The sequence below is a fragment of the Sphingobacterium sp. UBA7855 genome, assembly GCA_002500745.1.
GTDB lineage: Bacteria > Bacteroidota > Bacteroidia > Sphingobacteriales > Sphingobacteriaceae > Sphingobacterium.
In genome coordinates, this window is record DLST01000002.1 from 120,736 (window position 1) to 143,526 (window position 22,791).

The following is a 22,791-nucleotide window of genomic DNA, read 5'->3' on the forward strand; positions in this document are numbered from 1 at the left end:
AAACTAATTTGAGCTTTCGTAAGTTGTGGTGTTATAGTAAATAAGAGTATAAAAAAAATTATGGGTAAAAATTTGTACAAGGTTCAAGTAGGTGTTTACCTATTGGTAATAATCATGCTTGGTATATCTTGTAACCATACTGATAATAAACTGAGTCTACCACCTATTGGCGAATCCAATCCAACGGTGATTACGGCTGATAATGCCCTGTCCGTAAAAGAAAAATTGATTAAACATTTTCCAAAAGAACCTTTATACTATGTTTACATGGATCATGAGCAGTGTTTTTTCGAGATATTAGTCAATGATATTCCGGCATTTCGTTATTTTCAAGATGGTGGGATTATGTCTCCTGTAATTTTAAACAATTATATCGCTAAATCGGGCAAGCAGAAAATCACTTATCGCCTTTATCCACAGACGTCACGCGAAAATGGGGAAGGATTTAAGACTTTAACACCTTATACCCGATTTAATTTAACACTTTATTCTCGGGATAACGCAGATACCTTGACGAGTTTTGATAAAAGGATGAAAATATTGGAACAGCCCAATCTAAAAAAGGATGACGGCAAAACTTTTATTGGAGCAGGTTTACCATTTTACGAATACACCTTAGAATTTGATGCCAACGTACCCTACGAACAATCGCCATCGCTCGAAACAGCTGTTGACTTAAAATCTATGGATAAAGAACTATTGGAAAAGAAGACAGTGGAGGCCTACCGCTATTTGGGAAAATTAATAAGCGATAAAAACAAGGATCAGTACTTTTCACTGGTGTTCAATAGTGATATGCGGCAATTACAGTCAGAGTACTATACATCCGAGCATTTGAAAGAAAATGGTAATGATGATTTATTTTATTTTAATACTCCATCTTTTAAGATCGAGCCATTAGCGGATTATGCGATGAAAATCTATGGAAATGGAAAGCTTGTATGTTTGGAGCATACTTCAATGGATACAAGACTTCAGGGAAGGTCTTCCATCTGGGGAAAATATAATGCGGAAGAGGGTGGGGTACGTGTGCGCTTTCTGCGGATATTACTTTACCTACCGAAAGGAAAAGATACATTTGAAATTTGGTAAAGAAAATAGGTAGGCATAATGGTTATGATAATGAATCACAATAATGCAACTATGAAAATAAATTTATTAATGCTATTATGTGTTATTGGTGTTACATCATGTAATTCTCAAAACAGAAATGATTTATTGTCCATGCATTTTGATCAACCTATAACTGTATTGATCGGCGAACATAAATTAGAACAGTTTCAAGATCCGAATTATGGGATTTATACCTATAAAACAGATCAATTGGATGGTTTTAAAATTGCAGACATAGATCTTTCAACCTATAAATATCCAAATGGGCCAGTAGCAGATTTTAATAGAATACAAATATATGTAGACAGTCGGACGTCCAAGAAATACTTAGGCTTCAGGTATACAACAGTAAGACAGGATGAGATTCAGGAATTGATTGCCTCTCTTAAAAAAAATTATCCTGAATTTGAACAAAGAAAAGATTCTGCAGGTGACGTTTATCTGTGGGACTTAAAGTCACTGAATGCCTGGTTGTTTTACTATCCGAATCATTCTGTTGATGGTAATGGTAAAGATTTCCTGAATTCAAATTTCCTGTATGTGAAGAAAGGGACTCGTCTGGACGACTCAAAAGACAGTTCAATCCCTACGATTTGGCAACAGATAGATGGCTTATATCCTAAAGATTAGAAGGTATGCAAAAATCATATTACAACCTGGATTTTGGAGCGACGATGTGCGAATTTCAAAATAAGGTTAATAATTTTGCGGTTTTTATGTTGAATATTGACGGTATTGTTGCATCTGAAATACCGCTAAATGGTGGGAGATTTGGAAGCGGAGAACGGCAGCTTGAAATAAGGGCGTTACCATTAGATGGTGAGCAAACGCTCCATCTACAGGCGAATTTTCATTATCAGGTAAAGGCTGTTGACGTCAATACCGCAAATTGGAATTGATTCAATCAAAGCTGATATTGAAGCTGGATTTAAGATGATGGAACTGGATCAAAATTGTATCTTGGAAATAGCTGCTAATGGTCGCTTGTGCGGTTTGGTACGTCTAGATGGTAACTCCGCCATGGTTTTGGAAAATAAAAAAACATAGGAAGAACTTATCATTGACCTCTGGCTCTGTGAAAATACGAATAAAACGTTGAGTATTTTTTAGTCGTCAATTTTTGGTAGTTTAAAATTATGGGTAAAAATTATTATAGCACTAATTTCAGTTTTTCTATGTTGCTTACCATCATGCTGGAAATATCTTGTGTCGGTACTGGTGAGAAAATTGCCCACCCACCAATTACAGAATCAAATCCGACGACTGTTTCGGTGGGTAATGCCCTGTCCGTCAAAGAAAAGATGATCAAGCATTTTCCGATACAGCCTTTATACTACATTTACATCGATCACGAGCAGTGTTTTTTCGAGATCCTTGTGAATGATATCCCAGCATTTCAATATTTTCAGGATGGTGGTATTATGTCGCCCATAACTTTGAATAATTATATAGCTAAATCCGGAAAACAGAAAATAACTTATCGTCTCTACCCGCAGACGGAACGTGAACATGGCGAAGGGTTTCAACAATTGACACCGTTTACCCGATTTAATTTGACACTTTTCTCGAGAGATAATAGGGATACAGTTGCTGGTTTTGATCACCAAGTTCAGTTACTAGACCATGCTAATTTAAAAAAAGAAGATGGTAAAACATTTATAGGAGCAGGTTTACCATACTATGAGTATACAGTTACTTTCGATGCTTCAGTACCGTATGAAGTCCCTGCGCTAGCTAACGCAACGGATTTAAGCAAATTACCGAAAGATGTGCTTGAAGAGAAAACACTTGAAGCTTATAACTATTTTAGGGATTTGATAGCAAATAAAAATAAAGATGTCTATAGCGCACTAGTTTTTAATAGTGATGTGAGGCAGATTGTAAGCTTATATCAGGATGAAAATGATGTCCGTGAAGGTGGGAATGAAGATATGTTTTATTTTGACAATCCTACTTTTAAAGTCGAGCCTATAAGGGATTTTACCTTAAAACTTTATGGAGATGGGAAGCTCGTTTGCCTGGAGCATAGTTCATTGGACTTACGCCTCCGGGGTGGTTCTGCGATTTGGGGTAAGTATAAAGGAAATACAGGTGGTACCTTTGCGCGTTTTTTGAGCTTGTATTTATACATCCCGAAAGGAAAAGATACATTTGAAATTTGGTAAAGAAAATAGGTAGGCGTAACCCTTTTAAAACACTTTACTAAAGAGGCAATGAAAACTAGTAAGGCAGTTAATACGTTATCTAATTAATATAAACTTAATATTGAATTAAGAGGAATTGCCTGTCAAAGAGTTATAAACATAGCTGATAGCAAATGTAAAATCTTATTATAAATAGATTGTTGAAAATGAGTGTTTTATTGCGAATTTTTTTCATTAGCTCATATAGAATCCGTACAGCGACACGCTTGATGAAACGAAAGTAAACCCTAGCGCTGTCACGATAATCTGATTAAACCCAATAGTTTAAAGATTTGTGGCCTGTTTTTTGCTTTTTATGATCAGGTGTAATTTAACTATCGTGCTAGTTTGAATATTCCTTTGGAAAAGATGGTATTATCATTAAGATTATCTTATCCTCGTATAGTTTTAGTAATTATCTAAATTGTGAATTAATATGATTTTAGAATAAATTGTGATTCATGAAGCCTATAAACCAAAAAGAGATAAATGCGGCATACCGCAAATTTATCATTTCATTCACCTTCCTACTGCTGATAGCATTATCCAGCTTATTCCTCTATTTAAAAGCTTCTGAAAAAGAATATGTGATCTTAAAAGAGCAATATGAAGAAGTGGAAAATTTAATGAACGCCCGCACGGATATCAATAGACAATTTGCGCAGATCAATCAATATTTCAGAGATATTGGTCAAGGTGATGCCGATATGTCTGCCGTAGCACGAAAGCGGGTGCTCCAAAATGAAATCGCAAAAGGATCGGGACATATCGGAAGAGTCATCGATGGCCTGAAAGTGGATAGCAGCAGAGCAAGCCTAAAGCTTTATCGCAGATTGAATAAAGATATCCTATTGGTATCGCGCCTACAGGATTCTTTATTTTCCACTAAAAACGTCATTGAAAGCAAACGAATGCAGCTTCAAAGTTGTATTACCATGAATAATCAGATTAACAAAGTTGTAAACCAAGGTTCTATAGTAGGAAGATAAGGTATGATTAAACTAAGCTTAGTCGAACGACGTGAACATTTTTTGCTGCTGCTGGCCGCGTTTGTATTGGCAATGACATTATTGGGGTACGTTTTATTTTACAGCGACGGTCCGCGATTTGCCATCTCTAAAGAAGATCTTGCCCTCCGTATACGTGACGATCAAAAGTTTGAGGAATCAGCTAATTTGGCTTTAAAATATGTTGATAGCGCTTCGGCGCAGATCAAAAGATTTGATCCGACCGTACAGGCCGTTTTTATTGAAAATGATATTAAAAAGACCTTCTCGGACATTAATGCTTTGTACGCACAAAATAGCTTCGATAGTCGATATAGTATTTTTGCACAAGGGGCATTGTTTTACGAGAATTATTACGTCGATAGGCGGGAGTTGAAAGGTAATCTCAATGATATCGAGCGCATTTCCAAAAATCTCGACGACTGCATTGTGAACCGGAAACAATTGCAGCAAACGATCAATATGATGAATTCACGCTAATTGCAAATTTTGAAAGTCATTTTTTAATTAATCAATTGTAACTAAATGGATAGGAATTTTATTGAAGAGGGCGACGAAAGGAATGTCTCAAAGAGCAACCCTCGTATTTACTTGTTTATCATTATCTTTTTGGTCGTCGCTCTTTTAGCAGGGTTGATTTATTTCTTCAAGGTCTATACGCGATCGGAAGAGAAGATTAGCGCCAAAATTAATAAAACTGAAATTTACCTAAATGAAGATCTGATTTATGCCGACAACACCAATGGCGCTAAAAAGTGGGTCTGGGAATTTGGGAACGGCGATAAGTCGACAAAACAGCAAGGTACTTACCGCTTTAATAAGGTTGGGTCTTATGTGGTCAGACTCACCGTTAATGAAAATTTGCGTGAACAGTTTTTCGTTTCGGTAAAAGACAGTGTGGTGCATTCGATAGCACAGGATACCACATTGTTTATTAGTGGTTCTACAAACGGCATTGTGCTTGAAGAGATCCGTTTGGAAGCGAATGGACCTGGTGAAATATTCGAATGGTGGTTTGGTGAAACCGGAAAGGTGGATGCAATCGGTAAATCGGCTTTGTATACCTATACGAAACCTGGTGTTTATCAGGTGCGGCTGCGCTCGGATAAAAGTTCGAAATTTGCTACACACAACATCCGTATTGTTGACCCAGCAGCAGACATTAATCAGCTGGTGACCCCGGGCAAAGGAGCGCAGGATGCTCTTAACGATCTAAAAGAAAAAATTCAGGATATCGCCAATGGAGCCGATTTTAATTCAAAATATAGTTACATCTTATCGAAATACCTCTGTGGGGACGAAAAAGTGAAAGTGAATGTCGAAATGGATGGGCAGAAAAAGCAGATGGATATTTACGCGTATCTGATGGGACTCACTTTTTCAAAAGGAGTTACCATCAATGAAGTCACGGTGGAAAGCGCTTCGACGCCAAACGCCACAAAAGAATGTCCTACTTTAATTAAAGTTAAACAATCAAAATAAAGCCAAGCGCTGTATGAACTTAGTTAACTCTTTTCGGTTTTGTACCTTATGCCTGGGCCTGCTGTGGAGTGCCCTTAGCGCAAATGACCTCCTCGCGCAGTCTGCGACCTCCTTCGGCGGATCTGTGGTGGGACTGCCTATTCCATACCTCGAACCTAATGCTTCGACATCGACCAAAGAATCTTTCGATAAATCTAACCTCCCTTGGATTGTTTTTTCGGATAGAAACGACAATCATACCAGCACTTCGCCGGGTGGTACGCTCATGATGGAAAAACTTTCGTTTATGCAGCCATTTTATGTGTCGGAAGAAAAGGACGGCTACCTTAAACTGCTGCGGTTTAGCGATAATATGGTACGCGGTCTTAAGCTGAAAGATAAAAAACGTGTGGAAAGTGTGGGTTGGATAGCAAAGGATAAGTTATTGCTTTGGCAGCGTTCTTTTGTCGATGTAGCAACCCGATTTCCCAATAAAGCACTCACCATTATCAATGACGTAGAGCCTTTACTGAATGGACAGTATTATTTCGATAAAAAAGATTCTATTTTTGTTTTTGACGGACCTGATCTTAAAAATGGGAAATCTAAAGTTGCCCTGCATAATTACGTGTATATCTTCAAGAAATCTGATGACGGCAAGCAGTTTTTAATTGGGTCGGCGGATCAGTTTGTGCCGCGTGAGGCAGGAAAATATATCAAAGGCTGGGTATCAGCATCGGTCGTACAAAATTGGGGTCATCGCCTGTATTTTGCGCCCTATACATTTGAATCACCGCAGGCCGATACCGTGGTGGCAAAGATCAATAAGAATCGTATCGATGGATTTGAGCCTTATAAGGTCGACCCACTGATAGATACAGCGAATATCACCATGCTCGGTTTGCCTGTACGTACCGTTGATGATTCGGGCATCGCTACGCATTATGCGGTTGATGTGTTCAATAAATCGAATAACAAGGTACTCACCATTAACGGGGCTGAACTGACTTATCCTGGATTGATCAACCTGATCAAAAACAGGTCGAAAGTCAATATTATTTTTGTAATCGATGGTGGAAACGCGATGCGTAACCATTTTGCCAGTCTTACGAATACCATTCAGGGGTTTGAAAATAGTGTCGAACAGGTCTTTAATAAGCAAAATGTAAAATACGGAAGTGTGGTGTTCCGCAACCCATCGTCATGTGGTGGACGAAGCGCCTCGTTGGAGCTCACCGATGATTTTCGTAAGCTGGTAGGATTTTTACGCGACCAATCAAAAATAAGCAGTGAATGTGATCGTGGAAATGCGGAGCAGCCCCTTTTTGAGGGTATAGCACAGGCCACCAACTTGGTTAAGGATGTGGCGCAACAAACAAATCTTTTCGTGATTGTAGGTGCTACCGGCAATTTAGGGGGGGCAAACAACAGTCAACTGTCTTCAATAGCACGTCGTGTAGCCGATGTAGAGGGTCGAATGGTGATCTTACAAGCTTACAATAGTACACCAACAACATTTAACGATTTTATTGTTCAATCTCGAAAGCTGGTCTCCAGTGAAGCCTATTATGCGGCTGAAAGGCGAAAATTTCAATTGGTACGTGGAGAAGCTTTCGGTAATCAATCTTATGATTTTAACTTGACAGATTCGATTTCCTACTACCTTGATTTTCCGAAAAATAGCCTTATTCAGGGTGGCGTGGTGTTTCCGACAAGGGGTTCGGCATTAAATAATAAAAGTTTCAATGTAGCATTCTATCGTTTTATGGACGAAACCCGGCAGGATATACGCTCGCATATCCATAGCTTAGATAGTGCTTTTAGACTGACAGGTATTGAAAATGTGAATGTTAATCCGACCGTGGCCAAATTATTAGGAGGAAAATTCAATAGGGATGTCGGTGAAGGGATGCCGCACAATGCATTCAAATTTGCGTCTACCCTGAAATTCAGTCCGGATTTACAATATCAGCTTACCAAAGGGCTCGATTTTGATTTGATCCTGAACGCAGGCGAGTTCAACGAATTCAGCAGTATGCTGTCGGTTATGAGTGGAGATAACTTAGTGAAGGATGACAATTCTTTCCGTAAAAAACTATATGATAACTATATCGACGAATATAAGAAAAAATGGCCGATGTATTCTGCCCGTGATGTAGACAAATGGACATTAGGAAAGTACTTCTCCGTCATGTTGGGAATCCCGTTGCTCCACAATACATTTACCGACATGAAAGTGGAAGCATTAAAAAATAAGAAAGAGATGTCGCTACCTTCATTCGAAGAGTATATCGTCTATTTACAGAAGGTGATGGCCATGACGCGCACTTATGCTCAAAATCAAGGTAAATTCTTCTCCAACGGCGAGCAATATTACCGGGTACGTGGAAGCTTTTTTAATATGAACACCATTCAAACGGCAAATTAATGACGATTAGTAATTTTAGTGAATCTGTAAAATTGGCAATTCATATTGCACAGGCCTTGGCGGAAGAATACCATCAAAACCAGTTCGGCCCAGCGCATCTGTTAAAAGCTTTAATGCACAAAGATGTCGGCTTGAGACAATTTGTACAATCGATTGACAAAGACGACCAATACATCTCCGAATGGGCCGAAGTGCGTATGGACGAACTGGAGCGATCCAGCAACGTGCCACCTGCCGAGGAAATTAGAGGGAATGAAGCTGTGGTGCGGCTGCTGGACGAAGCCGACCTGGTACGCATTAAACTGGGACTCGATCTTATCACACCCATATGTGTATTGACTGCCATCTCAAAAGCGGGTATTGCTTTTGACGTCAATCAGTTGAAATCTTTTCCGATCAAAGAAAAGGAGATCTATGATCTTTATATTGATCAAAATCAGCTGTCACAGGCGATATCGGGTGCTGCTGAAAGCAGTAGCACCCAGAGCGGCGAGCCAAGCGGCTTGCATAATGCCTTGCATCAGTACTGTATTGATCGTCTGCAGCTCGTGCGTGAAGGAAAATCCGATCCGATAGTAGGTCGCGATCGGGAGATTCGCATGATGCTCGAAATCCTCTGCCGCCGCAACAAACCCAACGTAATTATTGCTGGCGAAGCAGGCGTGGGTAAAACAGCGCTTGTGGACGGCTTTGCCATCGATATCGTGAGTGGACATGTGCCTGAACAGCTCAAGGCAGCACAACTTTTTGAGCTTGACCTCGGAGCTCTCATCGCAGGGGCAAGTTACAAAGGTGAGATAGAAGACCGGTTGAAGAAAATTATCGCAGAAATTAAGCGATTCGATAAGGCGATCTTATTTATTGATGAAATACATACGCTTTTGGATAGCAAGGGGCCCATTGGTTCTGGAGCGGGAAATTTGCTGAAACCTGAATTGGCCCGTGGTGAGATTACCGTAATCGGTGCCACCACGCTAGAAGAGTATCGAAAGATTATTGAGCCTGAACAGGCCTTCAGTAGACGTTTTGAATTGCTGCAAATTGCCGAGCCAACGGTGGAGAAGGCTATTAAAATGCTTGAAAAGGTATTGGATAGGTATGAACAGCACCATAAATTGAAGGTAGACAGCGCCGCACTTCCCGTAACAGTGTCGCTGGCAAAAAGATACTTAAAGGATCGCCATCTGCCTGATTCGGCATTTGATCTTATGGACCGTAGTATGGCGGCACTAAAGCTTGCGCAAAGTGGTTCGCTCAGCATCCTTGAGCAGATAGACGACGAATTTCAGCATCTCAGAGCTGAACTGCAACAGAAGAGCGAGCGGGAGCAGTTTGGTGCATATAAGTGGCTTACTGAAGCGCTGTTTAATAGGTTGAGCCCCATTCTCTTGGGAATGTTAAATGAAGAGGAACGTTATGAAGACCTGGAATCTGCTCAACACTATGCCGACTTTCTTGTACACATTATACCACAGTTGAAAATGCATGCGGAACAGTTGTCCGATACACTCACCAAGCAGGATATTGTTGCGGTGATGGCGCATAAAACTGGAATTCCGATGGGAAAACTACAGGCTGGAGAAAAAGAAAAGCTGTTGCAGATTGAAAGTTATCTGCAGAAGCGTGTGGTAGGACAAGATCAGGCGATCAAAGCAGTGTCGGAGGCCATACTTGAGTCGAGAAGTGGTTTGAATAAAAAAGGCCAGCCCATTGGCTCTTTCTTTCTTTTGGGCCCTACAGGTACAGGGAAAACGGAACTAGCAAAATCCATAGCGGAGTTTCTGTTCAATGATGAGAAAGCAATGATCCGCTTTGATATGTCGGAATTTAAGGAGGAACATAGTGCGGCATTGCTCTATGGAGCTCCGCCGGGATATGTGGGATATGAGGAGGGTGGACTACTGGTCAACAAAATCAGACAGCAGCCTTATTCAGTTTTACTTTTTGACGAAATCGAAAAAGCACATCCTTCGGTATTTGATACATTCTTACAGATCCTGGACGAAGGCATGATGCACGACCGATTAGGAAAAGCTGGTGACTTTAGCAATTCCCTGATTTTATTTACCTCTAACATTGGGAGTGAGTGGATTGCTGGACAAATCGATGCGGGTAAGGGCTTTCCAACGCATAATCAGCTGATGGAAATCATGACCGCCAATTTTAGGCCAGAGTTTTTGGCACGTATTGCTGAAATTGTGCCCTTCGCGCCAATATCTACAGATCATATTGTTAAGATCTTTGATATTCAACTGCAACAACTCATTCAGCTGCTCGATAAGCAAGGGGTTGATCTGGTTGTAACTGCCGAAGCCAAACAAGCTATTGCGATGAAGGGCTTTACACCAAAATACGGTGCCAGGCAGCTTGCTGCTGGCATTCGTAATGAACTGCGGCGCCCGATTTCGAAAATGCTTATTGCAGGCGAACTAAATAAGGGGGACATATTGACGGTAGGCTGGGATGCAAGTCAGGAGATTCTCACATGGGAAATAAAACAGAAATAGCGGTATGTTGTTTTAATACAGTGTACTAGCGCAATTGCTGAAGGTATTATGCTAATATTTTAGTATATTGTAAATAGAATTAGGACAAATTAATTAGAGTATAAACTTAATTTTTAGATATATGTTTGAGTACGAAATTGGTGGAAACGAAAGGAAAGTTGAGACTTCGGAATCCATTGTGGACATCTCGTTCAATAAAACGATGTTTATTCAGAAATTGACCGATAATGAACCTTTGCGTCCAGAGAAAGTAGAAGGACTTAAGAAAGTGGAGGATGTATTTGCGCATTTCAAGCCAAGTGTGGGGGTATCCTTTGAGGATGAAGATGGTAGCAGCGTTCATGAAGAGCTTAAATTTCAGAATTTGGGCGATTTTTCAGCAAAGAATTTAACGATGCAAAGTGATTTTTTGTCTAATTTAAGTGTTCAAAAAGATCTTTCTGCAAGTGTGATTAAACAGTTGAAATCGAATAAAACGTTGAAGTCTGCCATCGAAAATGCCGAAACAAAGGCTGCATTCATCAATGTGCTGAAAAATTTTATCGCTGAATTAGAAGCTAATAAATAGGACCTATGGCAAATACACAAGAAGAAAAAGCGGCACAAGCGGGTAGCGCTGCCGGATATAAAGAGGTAAAGGACCGTGCTGCTACCGAAAGCTTGCAGGAAAGTTTAGATAAGCTGGTGCGCGTGGGGGGCTTTGATTTATTGGAAGCATCGGTGGATGGTATCCAAAATTTAAATCCTGAACGTAAGGCACGCAAGCAGATTTTTTTGAGCGATGACCAAAAAAAGAAGGAACGTGAACAACTTAAGAAGAAGATGGAACTTTGGGTAGATCTGTTGGAAAATTCGGATTCCGTTGCTTCTATGGTAGATAAAAGCGCTGAAAAGCTGAAGGTAGCCGAAGAGACATTAAACCGCAATCTAGGAACGGCTTTGGAAGCAACTCGTGAGCTGGAGCAGGCTTATCGCTCTGTCCACTTGTTCTATAAGAACACAGAAGCTGATAAAGTAGACAATGTGGTTCTCATGAATGCCAGTATGGACCAGCTGACAGACCTGGACAACCCCCGTTTTATCGAATATGTGTCTGAAGAGTTTAAACAGAATTATGATAGGCTAGACCTGCGTGACAACTATTCGCTATTGGTATTACCGGGCTATTTGGGATCCAATAAGGTGTTGGATCGTTGGGCAAAAATTGCCAATGCGAATAAAGCGATGCTCGTCACCGATTTTGCGGATCTCGAACAGCCGGATGATGTGATTGACCTCTTCACATCTGGTAATTACACCAGCGCGGAAGCTTATAAATCCAACGTCATTATGACAACCAACTGGTTGATTGGACGGGAGAAAAATACCACTGTAGGCGAGGAAGAAGATCTGACTGTACCGGGTTCTGCCGCCCTGGCGGGAAAAATGTATTATACGTTGATGTCTCAGGTGACAGCTGGTAAGAAACACGGTACAATCAATGAGGTTGATGGCGTAAAGTTTGACCTTAAGAAAAGTGAAATTTCGCATCTCGAACGTATTGGATTGGTGCCAATGGTAAATGAATATGGGAAGGTGATGGCATTCTCGGCCAAAACGTTGTTTAATGGTGATAATATTGGCTTGCAGACTTACTCTGTGGTGCGTGTATTTGACTATGTGACCAAAGTCCTCTTTGATTTTCTGAACCGCAGAGCGTTTGAGAACTGGACGACCAAGACGGAAAAAGATTTGCGTGCGCAGATTGTTAAGTTTTTGGACAGTATTCAAGGCCCAGATAGACTGATTGAGCGTTTCAAAATCATGCGATTTGAACGCGATGATCAACAAAAAGATAAAATTCACTTAGATATCCATATTACGCCATTCTTTCCTGCCAAAAGTTTTATGGTCAAATTGGACGGCTACAAAGGGGAAGATGAAAGCACAACATGGGCCAGTGAGTACAATCAGCAGTAAATAAGTTTCTATGGAATTTTACCTGGATAAACCCTTACAGTTAAACCTCCCAGTGGAGAATCAGCGGTTGAAAGAGTCTGATCTGGGTAAATCCATTTCAAACTATCTGGAGCTGATCATATTTACCCGGAAGGGAGAGCATCGCTTTAACGCCGATTTTGGCTGTGCCATTTGGGACCTTGACTTTGAATTGATCGTCAGCGAGAGTCTATGGGAAGAAAAGTTTCGAAAATCACTGCTCGAATCCATTACGCGTTATGAATGGCGCATCGCGCAGGTGGCGGTCAAGGTGAATATCTCTGAAGTGGAAACATTCTTTCCCAAGCGGAAGGTTGCTGAGATCAAAAAGAAGGTAATGATATATGTGGAGGGTAGGATGGTGGAGACTGGAGAGCGATACGCTTTCAGTACTTCGTTATTTTTAAGTCCATTAGCTAAGTAGTGAGCAAAGAGCAGATGAACGATATTTTTTACTCGAGTAAGGAAGAGATTCGCAATAGGATAATAAAGAAGGCCCAGGAGCTTTGGGGAATCCAAAAGGTCTTTGACTTTGATCCAGTGGTTCTTTTATTGATGGAAGTGCTGAGCAGTGAGATCTTTCAGGTGTCGAATGATGTGCGCGATTTTGAGAACCGGATATTTGATAAGATCGGTCGTCTCTTGGCACCGGACTATCTGGTGGCGCCACTACCAGCTCATGCGATCTTGCTGTACCAACCTAGTGAGGCTGAGGTGCGTATAAGTCCTTATCTGCATATGAACATGAAGAAGAAAATTGCTTCTGTGGGCGTTTCAAAAGAGGAAAAAATGGTGGAAATGAATTTTTCCAGTTTGGAAGAAGTGAATCTATTTCATGGAAAGATCCGTTATATGGCGACCCCCCGGCAGCTGTTTGAAATACAGCCCAATGTGAAACGTTCGCTAGGAAAATCGCTGCACATCAATACAGGGCATTCCGTCTTTCTGGGTATAAAATGTTTGGAGTACGACCGTAGGAAAGCCTTTGCGGGTTTAAATTTCTATTTCGACTGGGGCAATTATCAGGTCAACCGGGAGATCTACAAAGTGCTAAACCTTGGAAAATGGCACCTGAATGGGATTCCCATAAAACACCATCAAAATAGATTTTTAAAACGGTCGGATCGCTTAGTGGATGAACTGTTTGACCGAAAAAATTACCTCTTTAACTTAAGCCAAGACATAGAGGGCTATTATCAGCAGCATTTTCTTACTTTGGACGATGAGCCGGATGCGGCTTGTTTTGACAAAACGAGTTCGCTACCTGGGGAAATTTCAGCGCATTTTGAACAGCAGATGACGGATCGACTCGAGGAGGATCTGGATTGGATTCGTATTGACATGCCGACGTCTATGCCGGTGCAGCTGCTTGATGAACTCCATGTACAGATAAACGCATTTCCCGTTGTCAATAAGCGCTTGGTCGAAGGCAAACATCGGGTGAAAGCCCTTAAAAACATTGTTGCTATTGAAACCGCGCAGCTTGAACAGCTACTGACGGTGGAAGAGGTGTTGGATCAGGAGGGGGAAAAATATAGTGAAGTGCCTTACAACAGATCCGGTGTGCACGCCGAAGCAGGGTTTTACACCGTGCGGCAGGGCGGAGTGGAAAGGCTTGATAATCGTACTGCCAAAGATTTGCTCGACTACCTGTTTGAATTGATACGGGATGAGAAAGCTGCTTTTGCATCTTATAATGCTGATTTCTTGAATGCTATATTGCGTGAGCTGGATAAAAACTTAGCGATGATACAGCAGAAGGGAAAGGCCTTGCATCTCCGGCAAAATGATTTCAAGCAGTATATTGTAATGAATCCAAAAAATGATGGCGACCTCCTTTTTACAAAGATGTGGATGACCCAAGCAGAGCTAGCCAATGGCATTGCTGTTGGTACACCTTTGCAGATCCAGCTGGGCGCAGTAAAAAATTACGAACAGCTTGTATTTCTTACCAACAGTAGAGGGGGACGTTCACGTCTCAACCGAAGGGATAGTTTGCAGGCCTTTAAATACAATGTGACCACCGGAGATCGCATCGTTAGTAAAAACGACATTATCAATTTCATTAAGCTGGAACTGGGACAGGTGGTTAAACGTATTGAAATTAAGTCTGGAGTAATGATGGATGCTGATCCAAGAAAAGGGTTTCAGAAAACCACTGATATCTACGTGGAGCCCGATGGAAGCTTTGATTTGGAAACGTCGGAATGGAATGAGTTATTGGAACAGGTGATGAGTAAGCTACAGGTGCGTAGCAGCATGGAAGTGCACTATCGTCTGCTACTAAAGACGCTATAAGTTGTTGTATAGCGAGTAGGATCGACTGTCTCGTAGACTACAACTAAGTAGACTACAGTTATATTGACTACAGGTATGAGGTATGCCCCAATACAGTGGGATTGTTGCCCTGTTCATCGCTTAAGTAGCTATGTTTTACTTCTGGAAGGAGGTCATAGCGCAAGTGTCGGTTTAAATGAGCTGGGAAAAGGTGGTCCAACACCAGATGAATGATATATTCGTCTTTGGCGTTGGGCAGATAGTTCTTTAAAAGTTGGGGATAAGACGGCCCTATTGTGATGTTAAGATAGCTCTCATTGCGCTCAAAGTTCATACTGGTCAAACTGTCGACTCCGAGCTGGCAATAGCCCAATGTACTGGGTGGAAGCCCGATTTCTTGCCAGTCGATTTTGCGGTCATGTGTTGCGCGATGGATTTCAATGGGCATGTTGAGCAGGTTGCGCAACAGCTGTTGGGCATAAGCCATATCGTTTTTATGGTTGTGGATTTCAGGAATAAAATGCATCCAGATCACACGCTGGCGTGGGCTCAGGCGGTGTAGTTCGGGGAAATTGGACAGCAGTAGGTTGCTCATATCCTGATACGTAGTTTGCATATCAAGCCGGCTTTCATATTGATCCAGTTGCGTCCGTAAATAGAACAGTTCGTTTTCAAATGGAGCGAAAAACTGACGTGCATTTTGCTCTTGGCGACGCTTGTTTCGAACATCCTGGATCATAACATCTTCGTCAAGAATTTCGCTGCCAGCATGCAGGGTATGAAAGAGGCCTTCGGGTAGCATATCGTAAAAGCCTTCACGGTTCATATGGATGCGTACAAATTCTTCATTGCTCGTCTCGGAAATATAAGGGCTGACAGATTGAATTTCTGTCGAGAAGGGGCGACGGCTAGAACCGTCACAAGTGAAAATAATATGATCTGGATCTACGCCGTACTGAATGAGATCCGCCGCCTTTTGGCTGGCCTTGATATCTGATGTCATGCTATTGCTGGTAAATAAACCGTCCTTTTTTTTCATAGAAATCATTTTTCCTTGAACATATAAGCCCAATAGATTGTTTTAACCCAGTAGATTGTTTTCACTCTGTCGGGGGATTTTAATTATAAATTGTTTATTTAAAGATAGTATATTAGTTTGTGAATACTGCAACAGCTGAAATGGAAGTACAAACAGTTTTTTTGAGGTACATACTTGCGCCTTTATTGGTATTTATTTCGACAATTGTATTGTCGGTCTGGAATAAGAAAAATTCTCTCCTTAGCAATAAGAGGTTAATTATTTCGATCCTATTGGGAGGACTGGCTCTGGCATTGCCCGGTTTTTTCGGGTTTTTGGGCTTTGGCTATATGCCCTGGGGCTATTTTATGACCATGATATATGCGTTGGGAATAGGTGTGCTTTGGGTATATCTGCTGAGTAAATGGGATCTGAACACGTTGGAGAACAAAAAGGTATTTGTGTTTTTTGTCATGCTGGTCATGCTGTTGCTGGGTATATATATATATAAACTGTTTTTCGATTGGATGAGTCCATTCCGACTGGGCTGGTGGGCAGCCACCAGTATTACCATCTTCATGGTTCCTATGTTTTTTTGGTGGACCTACATTGCGCTATTATCTATCCCTATGGAAATTCATCGGGTATGGGAATACCCACGGTTTCCTGAAGAAATCAGTCTGGATCACCTTGATTTTGATAAGCTATTGGTATTGGAACTGGAACTCTATAAGGACAGCAAGGATGTGGAGCCGTTGCGCGTGAAGGTGAAAGCGCCAGAAAAGATGAACTTCGGACTATGGTTCCAAAAATTTATTGAAGATTATAATGCCAAATTTCCGAGCGCCCCAGTACGCTACGTGGACGATCAGGGGGAATACCAGCGATGGATATTTGTTGTGAAAAGGTCTATTTTTAGAAGAAATGTATATATAGACCCAAATGCAGACATTTCAGGCAATCAGATTACAGAAAAAATGACTATTCACGCCAAGCGTGTTTCAGAAACGATAGGATAACATTAAGCTTATGCAAAAACCATTAAATTACGAAGGTATCAATTGGGTGGATGGGATGAAACTCTCCAGTGGTGATTTTGTTCACACGGATCTCTATACCCAAGATCTCGTCCGCGACGGCATATCGGTGGGGATCCATCATGCAAATTTTGGATTGTTGCCGGCCTTTGCTGGGTATGATCGTTCGTTTGATATTTCGCTGCTGAAGAAAAATACGAATTATCTGGAGGTAGAAGTTCGTTTTTGCAATGCGGTCACCAGCGATGGAAGCCGAATCAATATTGCCTATCAGCAAGGTGCCGTTGAGGCGAATTTTAGTGCCTTTATGGATGTGTCGAAAATTGCTGTCGGCGAGCATTATGTAGTTTTATATGTACATCCCTTTAGAAAATCGGCTTTTGGCGAACCTGATCCTGAGGAATCGCCCCTTCGTTACCCTTTTGTAAAAAAAGAATACACAATCGACATCGTGGCGAAGTCTGCTGTACAGCACGGGCAGGTGAGTGGTTCTTTTATGCCTATTGGCAAGCTTGTGAACGACGGACAGGAGACCTTATTGGTTTCGCAATACATTATGCCTTGCGTTTATATCGAAAGCCATCCGCAATTGATGGATTTTCACAACCGCTTTTACCGAGCATTGAATGAGTTTCAGTCAGCCGCCTACCGCATCATGGATAAAACGGTGAATAAACCTAAAATCACCGAGCTGGGGCTTAATATTCGCTTTATTACGGAGCGTATTTTAGCGTATATGGCCACTTCATTTTTTGAATACCGATCTATCCTTCCGCAAAAGCCACCCATTTATCTTTTAAAATATTTTTCGGATTTTGCGCATGTATTTTTTAATGCTGTGCGGCTGATCGAATCTGCTGAACGGGAGGAAATGCTGAAATATTTCTATGAGTGGAAAGATGTGACACCCGGAAATTTTGAGGAACGCTTATCAAACCTTATTGAATTGCGTTACGATCATCTGGAAATTGCAGAAGCGATGGAATGTGTGGCTGATTTTATGCAGGTCATGGTTTCCTTATGGGGTAAATTGGCGACGCTGGAATATATCGGTCAACGACGTGAAAATATAGTCGTTGCTGAGCAAAAGGTTGTGCAGGAGGTTCAGACGAAGCGAACCTGGTCTTTACTGGATTAACAGATTTATTGGGGGAGATCGATTTGCGATTCATTTTTTTTGCTTATGTTAGCAAAAGATGAAGAACGTTTTATTAATCAATGGGGATCTTTTTAAAACAGCGTCTACTGACTTTTTGATGGATGCTTATCGAACGGGTGTAAAGCAGGCGGACGGCATTGTGCATGATCTGCGGATTGCAGATCTGCTCTTTAATTACAATATTAAACTTCCTTCATTGTATTCGACCGCTTTGGAAGCCGATCTGCAGTTTGCTTTGCGTCGTCTCCATTGGGCCAAACATGTCGTGTTGTTCTGTCCCGTTTACCGTTCATATATCCCCTCGAAAATCAAAGGCTTCTTTGATCGCCTGTTCTTGCCCTATCAAAGCGGTCTTGATGTTAACCGCATTGATAACAATTTCTATGGTAAATCTGCCCGAATAGTAAGTATATTGGATCAAGATCTCTTTGCTGAATATAATCTTTACAAAAAGACAAACTTTATGAGCGTGAAGAAGGATGTCTTCGAACGCTGTCATATCTCGCCTGTGCGGACATCCGCCATGGGTGAACTGCATCAGTTGAACAACGCCTACAGTGCGAAATGGGCAGATAAACTCGCACGTTTTGGCCGTATTGATCTCGTATAAATGTGTAACAATCATTCTTTAAGTGTACTACAAATTGCTTTACAACATGGAGTCACTCTTTAATGCCTGGAAAACGAGCCGTATGGCATACTTCAAATTTTTTGAGCACTATTCCTTAGAAGAGCTCAATCGCATTCCCGTCGGCTTCGGCAACAACCTGATCTGGAACATCGGGCACATCATTGCCACACAGCATAAATTAATTTATATCGGATCGAATGTAAAAGGGCATATTCCAGAAGAAATTTTTCTGAAGTATCAGTCGGGTACAAAACCAACAGTACCAGTATCCCAACAGGAAGCGGATCTGCTTAAAAGTTTGCTTGTTGAACAAATTGAGCCGACTATCCTGGATTTTAACAACAATCTATTTCTTCACTATAACTCCCGTACCACGGGGACGGGCTTCCACGTCGCTTCAATATACGATGCCTTCGAATGGAATAATTTCCATGAAGGGCTCCACATGGGCTATATGATGAGCATTAAAAAGTTTACCTAACGAAGTCCCAAGTTTCAAAATGCATTTGCAAGCCAAGCTGAATATTGGTGTGCCAGTATTCCTAATTTAATTTTCATGGTTTTCGTGGATTGTCCTGAAATGGCCTAACGGTTAATTTTGTAATAGGGCGGAGTAAGGCACAGAATTTTTCTTCGCACGACAGTGTACAAAGAACGAAAACGAAAGTTTTATGAAATATTTAAATATGAAATACAGCGCAAAAGCGTTAGTCCTTCCGCTATTGTTTACAACGATGGCCTGTGGTAAATCCCAAGATTCTGGTTCGTATCAGCAGACGTTCAATGAACGTATGAATAGACAGGCCTATCTGGGCAGTACTGAGTCAACCATGTATTTGCATGGATACGATCGCTTAGCACCGGTGAAAGGAAAAGGTTCTTTCAGCATAGATAGAATAAAAGGCGATAGTTCCACCTTGGTACTTTTTATGGAACTGTCGGGCCAAGAGGGATTTTCTTTTGCTATTCCAGGGAGGCAAACCGGGCGCTCGTGGCGGTTTACCGCTGAATCGGGTGAGTTATCCGTCGCCGACAACGGAGAAGTCAATGGATCGCTGACCGCCAGTGCTAAGGAGATCACGTGGAAGGGAAGACTTTTTGACGACAAGCTGATGCTGGACGTCAAAATTAAATATCTTAAATCCGGTGGCGGTGTACCTGCAGAATCTATCTTAAATACACATTTTGAGCTTCTTAGATCGGGCGACCAACAGGGGGGCAATGGGCAACAAGGCTGCACCATTGTATGGGAATCACGGCCGGTATTCAATGTCTATGAAGGCGGTGTAAACCTGATTTATGTGCCGGTGTGCCACTGATGGTTGCGCTGTCCACGACAGCGCGTTGCTTATTAGATAAACTTCATTTCAGTAGCCTTGTGGATTAAGGAGGCCGAATTGCTGACGGAAAATTTTTGTAGCAGATTTCGACGGTGACTTTCGACAGTCAATGGGCTGATAAACATCAATTCGCCAATTTTGGGTGTGGTATAACCTTGCGCCATCCATTTGAGTACCTCGCGCTCTCTTTCTGTAATCTTTGGAACAGAATCTTGCTGATTACCTTTTAATATGAAGTTCATTTCTCGGCTGAGCACCTGTTCACCCTGATGAACGGAATGTATACCTTGAATTAAGTCTTCGGCAGATACATTTTTGAGAAGATACCCCAGGGCGCCCGCCTGCAGCATACGAAGGGCGATGCTGCCTTCATTGAGGTTGCTGATCGCAATAACATGGGTATTGGGATAATCCTTTTTTATGATCGAAGTGGTATCGATACCATTCATGCCGGGCATGTTGATGTCGACCAAAGCGATATCGACAGGTTGGGTTTGAAGAAAAGCTAAAGCATCAGCCGAGGAGGTAAATGTGCCCAGTAAAACGATGTCTGCGCTGTTCTTTAAAATAAATTCAAATCCATTCAGTACGAGTGGATGATCGTCTACGATAATAACTGAAATAACCTTATCCATGTATATTAAGTTGAATATGGAATGATGCGCCGTTTCCTACTGCTGCATCAATCTCTAATTGTCCATTTAAGATGTCGACCCGGTTGCGAATGTTGGAAATACCAATCCCTTCCTTGGTCATTGTTGTATGCTGGGGATCAAAACCCTTGCCGTTGTCCTCTACGTTCATATGGAACTTATCCGCCACCTGACTACATTGTACCCACACCTGCGAAGCTCCGCTATGCTTTATGGCATTGGTCAGTAATTCCTGCAAAATGCGGTACGCCGCAATCAGAAAATCTTGCGGGTAGTGTTCTTGTAGGTTTGAAGCCTGAAAATCGACCTGAAGTTTGGGATGTGACATGGCGTTGCAAAGATCCCTGAGGGCTACTTCAAGACCCATATATAGCAACGACTCTGGCATCATATTGCGTGCTATCCGCCGGAGTTCGTCAACGGAATGATCCAGCTGTTCAATAATTAGATGTAGATCCATCGTTTTTCCGGCTTCTTGATGAGGATTGGCATTTGCCGCAACCGCCGAAAGTTTTAATTTGGTACTTGCCAGTATTCCGCCCAATCCGTCGTGCAGATCCCGTGCGATGCGACTTCGCTCTCGTTCCTGTCCCTGTAGCATCGCATTATAAAGATTCAATTTTTCTTGTTGCTTGCGGTTTTTGATTTCCTTCTCTAAGAGCATCTCTTTTTGAGTGGACAATTTTTTCTTGTTGCGAAATGCGGTGTACCAAGTGAACGAAAAAAAGGATAAAATAAGCATAGCGAAAGCAAGAACACCGACCCACATGCGTGTCCTTTGAAGGGCAATCTGATGCCCTTGGTTCTCTGTTTTTATACGTAATAGTTCCTTTTCTTTTTCTGCCGTCTGATATATTTTTTCCAGTTCCATGATTCGCGCATTACCCTTATCCTGATAAAGGGTATCGGACAGTTTTTTGTGCGCTTCGTACCAGTGGGTAGCTTCTCGCCATCGTTCCAATTTGACGGCTGTGGTCGCGAGGTTATCATATACCATTTGCTTGTTTCTGAGGGACTCTTTGTTTTGCACGTAAGGAAGTACGGCCAATAGCTTGTCCAAGGCAGCATGATATTGTCCCGCTTTTTGTAACGCACTGAATTGATCAAAAATAATGGATGCCGTCATATCCTTATTTTGCTGTCTTTTGGCAGCAGCAAGTCCATGTTCAAAATGGATATTAGCCTTGGACATGTTCTTTTCTGCCGCCCAATAGCTTCCTGTCACGGTGTGGTAAATGGGTATATAGGATGAATTGGGAATACGGCGACTTATTTGCTCAGCCTTATCGAGTCGTTTTTTTGCTGTTATAGCATCCTGACGAAACAATGCATTGCGGGCAGCATTGACATACAATGTGAAAAGCTGTTCATCGGAATCTTTTCTGGCCTGTAGCAGATGAAAAGCCTTCTCATAGTATTGTTCGGCTTTGCCATATGCCTGGAGATTCATCAGCAACATCGCAACATTCTGGTAATTATTGCCCAGCAGGATATTGTCTTGAAGCTGTTCCGCTATCGGTATCACTTTATTGAGCAGCACATGTACATATTCATCCGACTTTCCCTCGCGCTGAAGTAATGCGCCATAACTTCCCCAAAGCCGAGCACGGTGCTTCTGCGCGGAAACGTTATTTTTCTGATCGATTTTTTTAAGCTGATCTTCAGCCCGTAAATAAAGCTGTTTCGCCAGTAAAGGGGCTGAGTCAAAGTAGACCGAAGCGCGGTAGAAATAGGATAGTCCCCTATAGTAGCTGGATTTTTGCATGGGGCCTAATACCTGTTCGGCTTCTGCGATGTACTTGAGCGCTTGGATACTATCGTAATCACACCAGAAAAAGCTCAATTCATACAGGGCTTGGGCCTTGCGCTCCTGATCGTCCACATGCAGCAGTTGTTGATATAGGCTATCGCTATAGTGCTCAAGTTGATTCTTTTGCTGGCCAAGGGCATTGAAGCGTGGTAGTGCACAGAGCACTGCGATAAATAGTAACATTTTATGC

At 41.8% G+C, this 22,791-nt stretch carries 21 protein-coding genes; 18 read left to right on the plus strand and 3 right to left on the minus strand.

Translation table 11 applies throughout. From position 1 onward, the window contains the following. The first annotated feature begins 60 nt into the window (after positions 1-60). The 13 genes from B2107_RS01535 (at position 61) to B2107_RS01595 (ending at position 14,974) form a co-directional block, all read left to right on the plus strand. Positions 61-1,092 carry a hypothetical protein gene (locus tag B2107_RS01535; RefSeq protein ID WP_293952509.1) on the plus strand — a complete coding sequence of 344 codons (1,032 nt, stop codon included), beginning with the start codon at positions 61-63 and terminating at the stop codon, positions 1,090-1,092. Positions 1,093-1,143: 51 nt separating this feature from the next. Continuing rightward, the gene (locus tag B2107_RS01540) at positions 1,144-1,743 is read left to right on the plus strand and encodes a hypothetical protein (RefSeq protein WP_293952511.1); all 600 of its coding nucleotides are present in this window, start codon (positions 1,144-1,146) and stop codon (positions 1,741-1,743) included. A 5-nt stretch (positions 1,744-1,748) separates the two neighbouring features. Continuing rightward, positions 1,749-2,012 carry a hypothetical protein gene (locus B2107_RS01545; RefSeq protein WP_293952513.1) on the plus strand — a complete coding sequence of 88 codons (264 nt, stop codon included), beginning with the start codon at positions 1,749-1,751 and terminating at the stop codon, positions 2,010-2,012. Positions 2,013-2,249: 237 nt separating this feature from the next. Further along, the gene (locus tag B2107_RS01550) at positions 2,250-3,278 is read left to right on the plus strand and encodes a hypothetical protein (protein ID WP_293952515.1); all 1,029 of its coding nucleotides are present in this window, start codon (positions 2,250-2,252) and stop codon (positions 3,276-3,278) included. 479 nt (positions 3,279-3,757) lie between these two features. Next, positions 3,758-4,285: a hypothetical protein gene (locus B2107_RS01555; protein WP_293880450.1), complete on the plus strand. Its 528-nt coding sequence runs from the start codon at positions 3,758-3,760 to the stop codon at positions 4,283-4,285. Positions 4,286-4,288: 3 nt separating this feature from the next. Then, the gene (gene tssO, locus B2107_RS01560) at positions 4,289-4,783 is read left to right on the plus strand and encodes a type VI secretion system TssO (RefSeq protein WP_209579778.1); all 495 of its coding nucleotides are present in this window, start codon (positions 4,289-4,291) and stop codon (positions 4,781-4,783) included. A 45-nt stretch (positions 4,784-4,828) separates the two neighbouring features. Further along, a complete protein-coding gene (locus tag B2107_RS01565) occupies positions 4,829-5,785 on the plus strand; it encodes a PKD domain-containing protein (RefSeq protein WP_293952517.1) in 957 nt (318 codons plus the stop codon). A 13-nt stretch (positions 5,786-5,798) separates the two neighbouring features. Further along, on the plus strand, positions 5,799-8,192 hold the full coding sequence (tssR, locus tag B2107_RS01570; RefSeq protein ID WP_293952519.1) for a type VI secretion system protein TssR domain-containing protein: 2,394 nt from the start codon (positions 5,799-5,801) through the stop codon (positions 8,190-8,192). Further along, on the plus strand, positions 8,192-10,699 hold the full coding sequence (locus B2107_RS01575) for an ATP-dependent Clp protease ATP-binding subunit (protein ID WP_293952521.1): 2,508 nt from the start codon (positions 8,192-8,194) through the stop codon (positions 10,697-10,699). The genes tssR and B2107_RS01575 overlap by 1 nt, the downstream gene beginning before the upstream one ends. A gap of 121 nt (positions 10,700-10,820) precedes the next feature. Next, positions 10,821-11,267, plus strand: a complete 447-nt coding sequence (locus B2107_RS01580) for a hypothetical protein (protein ID WP_293936189.1) — start codon at positions 10,821-10,823, stop codon at positions 11,265-11,267. 5 nt (positions 11,268-11,272) lie between these two features. Next, positions 11,273-12,658, plus strand: a complete 1,386-nt coding sequence (locus tag B2107_RS01585; RefSeq protein WP_293880438.1) for a DUF5458 family protein — start codon at positions 11,273-11,275, stop codon at positions 12,656-12,658. A gap of 10 nt (positions 12,659-12,668) precedes the next feature. Next, a complete protein-coding gene (locus B2107_RS01590; RefSeq protein WP_293952523.1) occupies positions 12,669-13,100 on the plus strand; it encodes a GPW/gp25 family protein in 432 nt (143 codons plus the stop codon). A gap of 14 nt (positions 13,101-13,114) precedes the next feature. Then, entirely contained in the window at positions 13,115-14,974 is a 1,860-nt protein-coding gene (locus tag B2107_RS01595; protein WP_293952524.1) for a hypothetical protein, read from the plus strand. A 67-nt stretch (positions 14,975-15,041) separates the two neighbouring features. Here the strand turns inward: B2107_RS01595 and B2107_RS01600 are convergent, their stop codons facing one another. Beyond that, the gene (locus B2107_RS01600) at positions 15,042-15,779 is read right to left on the minus strand and encodes a hypothetical protein (RefSeq protein ID WP_293952526.1); all 738 of its coding nucleotides are present in this window, start codon (positions 15,777-15,779) and stop codon (positions 15,042-15,044) included. A 374-nt stretch (positions 15,780-16,153) separates the two neighbouring features. On the opposite strand from B2107_RS01600, the gene B2107_RS01605 reads away from it, so the two are divergent. The 5 genes from B2107_RS01605 (at position 16,154) to B2107_RS01625 (ending at position 20,117) form a co-directional block, all read left to right on the plus strand. Continuing rightward, on the plus strand, positions 16,154-16,990 hold the full coding sequence (locus B2107_RS01605; RefSeq protein ID WP_293952528.1) for a TssN family type VI secretion system protein: 837 nt from the start codon (positions 16,154-16,156) through the stop codon (positions 16,988-16,990). A gap of 10 nt (positions 16,991-17,000) precedes the next feature. Beyond that, positions 17,001-18,146 (plus strand): hypothetical protein, encoded by a 1,146-nt coding sequence (locus tag B2107_RS01610; protein ID WP_293952530.1) that lies wholly within the window; start codon positions 17,001-17,003, stop codon positions 18,144-18,146. A 58-nt stretch (positions 18,147-18,204) separates the two neighbouring features. Then, complete coding sequence (locus tag B2107_RS01615) at positions 18,205-18,777, plus strand: NAD(P)H-dependent oxidoreductase (protein ID WP_293952532.1); 573 nt, start codon at positions 18,205-18,207, stop codon at positions 18,775-18,777. A 46-nt stretch (positions 18,778-18,823) separates the two neighbouring features. After that, positions 18,824-19,279, plus strand: coding sequence for a DinB family protein (locus B2107_RS01620; protein WP_293952534.1), 456 nt, complete (start codon positions 18,824-18,826; stop codon positions 19,277-19,279). A gap of 190 nt (positions 19,280-19,469) precedes the next feature. Next, complete coding sequence (locus tag B2107_RS01625; RefSeq protein ID WP_293952536.1) at positions 19,470-20,117, plus strand: hypothetical protein; 648 nt, start codon at positions 19,470-19,472, stop codon at positions 20,115-20,117. Positions 20,118-20,149: 32 nt separating this feature from the next. Here B2107_RS01625 and B2107_RS01630 read toward each other — a convergent pair whose 3' ends face one another. Further along, positions 20,150-20,773 carry a response regulator transcription factor gene (locus tag B2107_RS01630; protein WP_293952538.1) on the minus strand — a complete coding sequence of 208 codons (624 nt, stop codon included), beginning with the start codon at positions 20,771-20,773 and terminating at the stop codon, positions 20,150-20,152. Next, on the minus strand, positions 20,766-22,784 hold the full coding sequence (locus B2107_RS01635; protein ID WP_293952540.1) for a sensor histidine kinase: 2,019 nt from the start codon (positions 22,782-22,784) through the stop codon (positions 20,766-20,768). Before B2107_RS01635 ends, B2107_RS01630 begins: the two co-directional genes overlap by 8 nt. Positions 22,785-22,791 lie beyond the last annotated feature (7 nt).

What these genes read in the sequence shown, in the direction of transcription:
- B2107_RS01615 (WP_293952532.1), top strand. Translation starts at nt 18,205, where the DNA reads ATGAAGAACGTTTTATTAATCAATGGGGATCTTTTTAAAACAGCGTCT.
- B2107_RS01630 (WP_293952538.1), bottom strand. Translation starts at nt 20,773, where the DNA reads ATGGATAAGGTTATTTCAGTTATTATCGTAGACGATCATCCACTCGTA.
- B2107_RS01600 (WP_293952526.1), bottom strand. Translation starts at nt 15,779, where the DNA reads ATGAACCGTGAAGGCTTTTACGATATGCTACCCGAAGGCCTCTTTCAT.
- B2107_RS01590 (WP_293952523.1), top strand. Translation starts at nt 12,669, where the DNA reads ATGGAATTTTACCTGGATAAACCCTTACAGTTAAACCTCCCAGTGGAG.
- B2107_RS01610 (WP_293952530.1), top strand. Translation starts at nt 17,001, where the DNA reads ATGCAAAAACCATTAAATTACGAAGGTATCAATTGGGTGGATGGGATG.
- B2107_RS01625 (WP_293952536.1), top strand. Translation starts at nt 19,470, where the DNA reads ATGAAATATTTAAATATGAAATACAGCGCAAAAGCGTTAGTCCTTCCG.
- B2107_RS01595 (WP_293952524.1), top strand. Translation starts at nt 13,115, where the DNA reads ATGAACGATATTTTTTACTCGAGTAAGGAAGAGATTCGCAATAGGATA.
- B2107_RS01635 (WP_293952540.1), bottom strand. Translation starts at nt 22,784, where the DNA reads ATGTTACTATTTATCGCAGTGCTCTGTGCACTACCACGCTTCAATGCC.
- B2107_RS01620 (WP_293952534.1), top strand. Translation starts at nt 18,824, where the DNA reads ATGGAGTCACTCTTTAATGCCTGGAAAACGAGCCGTATGGCATACTTC.
- B2107_RS01575 (WP_293952521.1), top strand. Translation starts at nt 8,192, where the DNA reads ATGACGATTAGTAATTTTAGTGAATCTGTAAAATTGGCAATTCATATT.
- B2107_RS01545 (WP_293952513.1), top strand. Translation starts at nt 1,749, where the DNA reads ATGCAAAAATCATATTACAACCTGGATTTTGGAGCGACGATGTGCGAA.
- B2107_RS01555 (WP_293880450.1), top strand. Translation starts at nt 3,758, where the DNA reads ATGAAGCCTATAAACCAAAAAGAGATAAATGCGGCATACCGCAAATTT.
- B2107_RS01585 (WP_293880438.1), top strand. Translation starts at nt 11,273, where the DNA reads ATGGCAAATACACAAGAAGAAAAAGCGGCACAAGCGGGTAGCGCTGCC.
- B2107_RS01535 (WP_293952509.1), top strand. Translation starts at nt 61, where the DNA reads ATGGGTAAAAATTTGTACAAGGTTCAAGTAGGTGTTTACCTATTGGTA.
- tssO (WP_209579778.1), top strand. Translation starts at nt 4,289, where the DNA reads ATGATTAAACTAAGCTTAGTCGAACGACGTGAACATTTTTTGCTGCTG.
- B2107_RS01565 (WP_293952517.1), top strand. Translation starts at nt 4,829, where the DNA reads ATGGATAGGAATTTTATTGAAGAGGGCGACGAAAGGAATGTCTCAAAG.
- B2107_RS01580 (WP_293936189.1), top strand. Translation starts at nt 10,821, where the DNA reads ATGTTTGAGTACGAAATTGGTGGAAACGAAAGGAAAGTTGAGACTTCG.
- B2107_RS01540 (WP_293952511.1), top strand. Translation starts at nt 1,144, where the DNA reads ATGAAAATAAATTTATTAATGCTATTATGTGTTATTGGTGTTACATCA.
- B2107_RS01550 (WP_293952515.1), top strand. Translation starts at nt 2,250, where the DNA reads ATGGGTAAAAATTATTATAGCACTAATTTCAGTTTTTCTATGTTGCTT.
- tssR (WP_293952519.1), top strand. Translation starts at nt 5,799, where the DNA reads ATGAACTTAGTTAACTCTTTTCGGTTTTGTACCTTATGCCTGGGCCTG.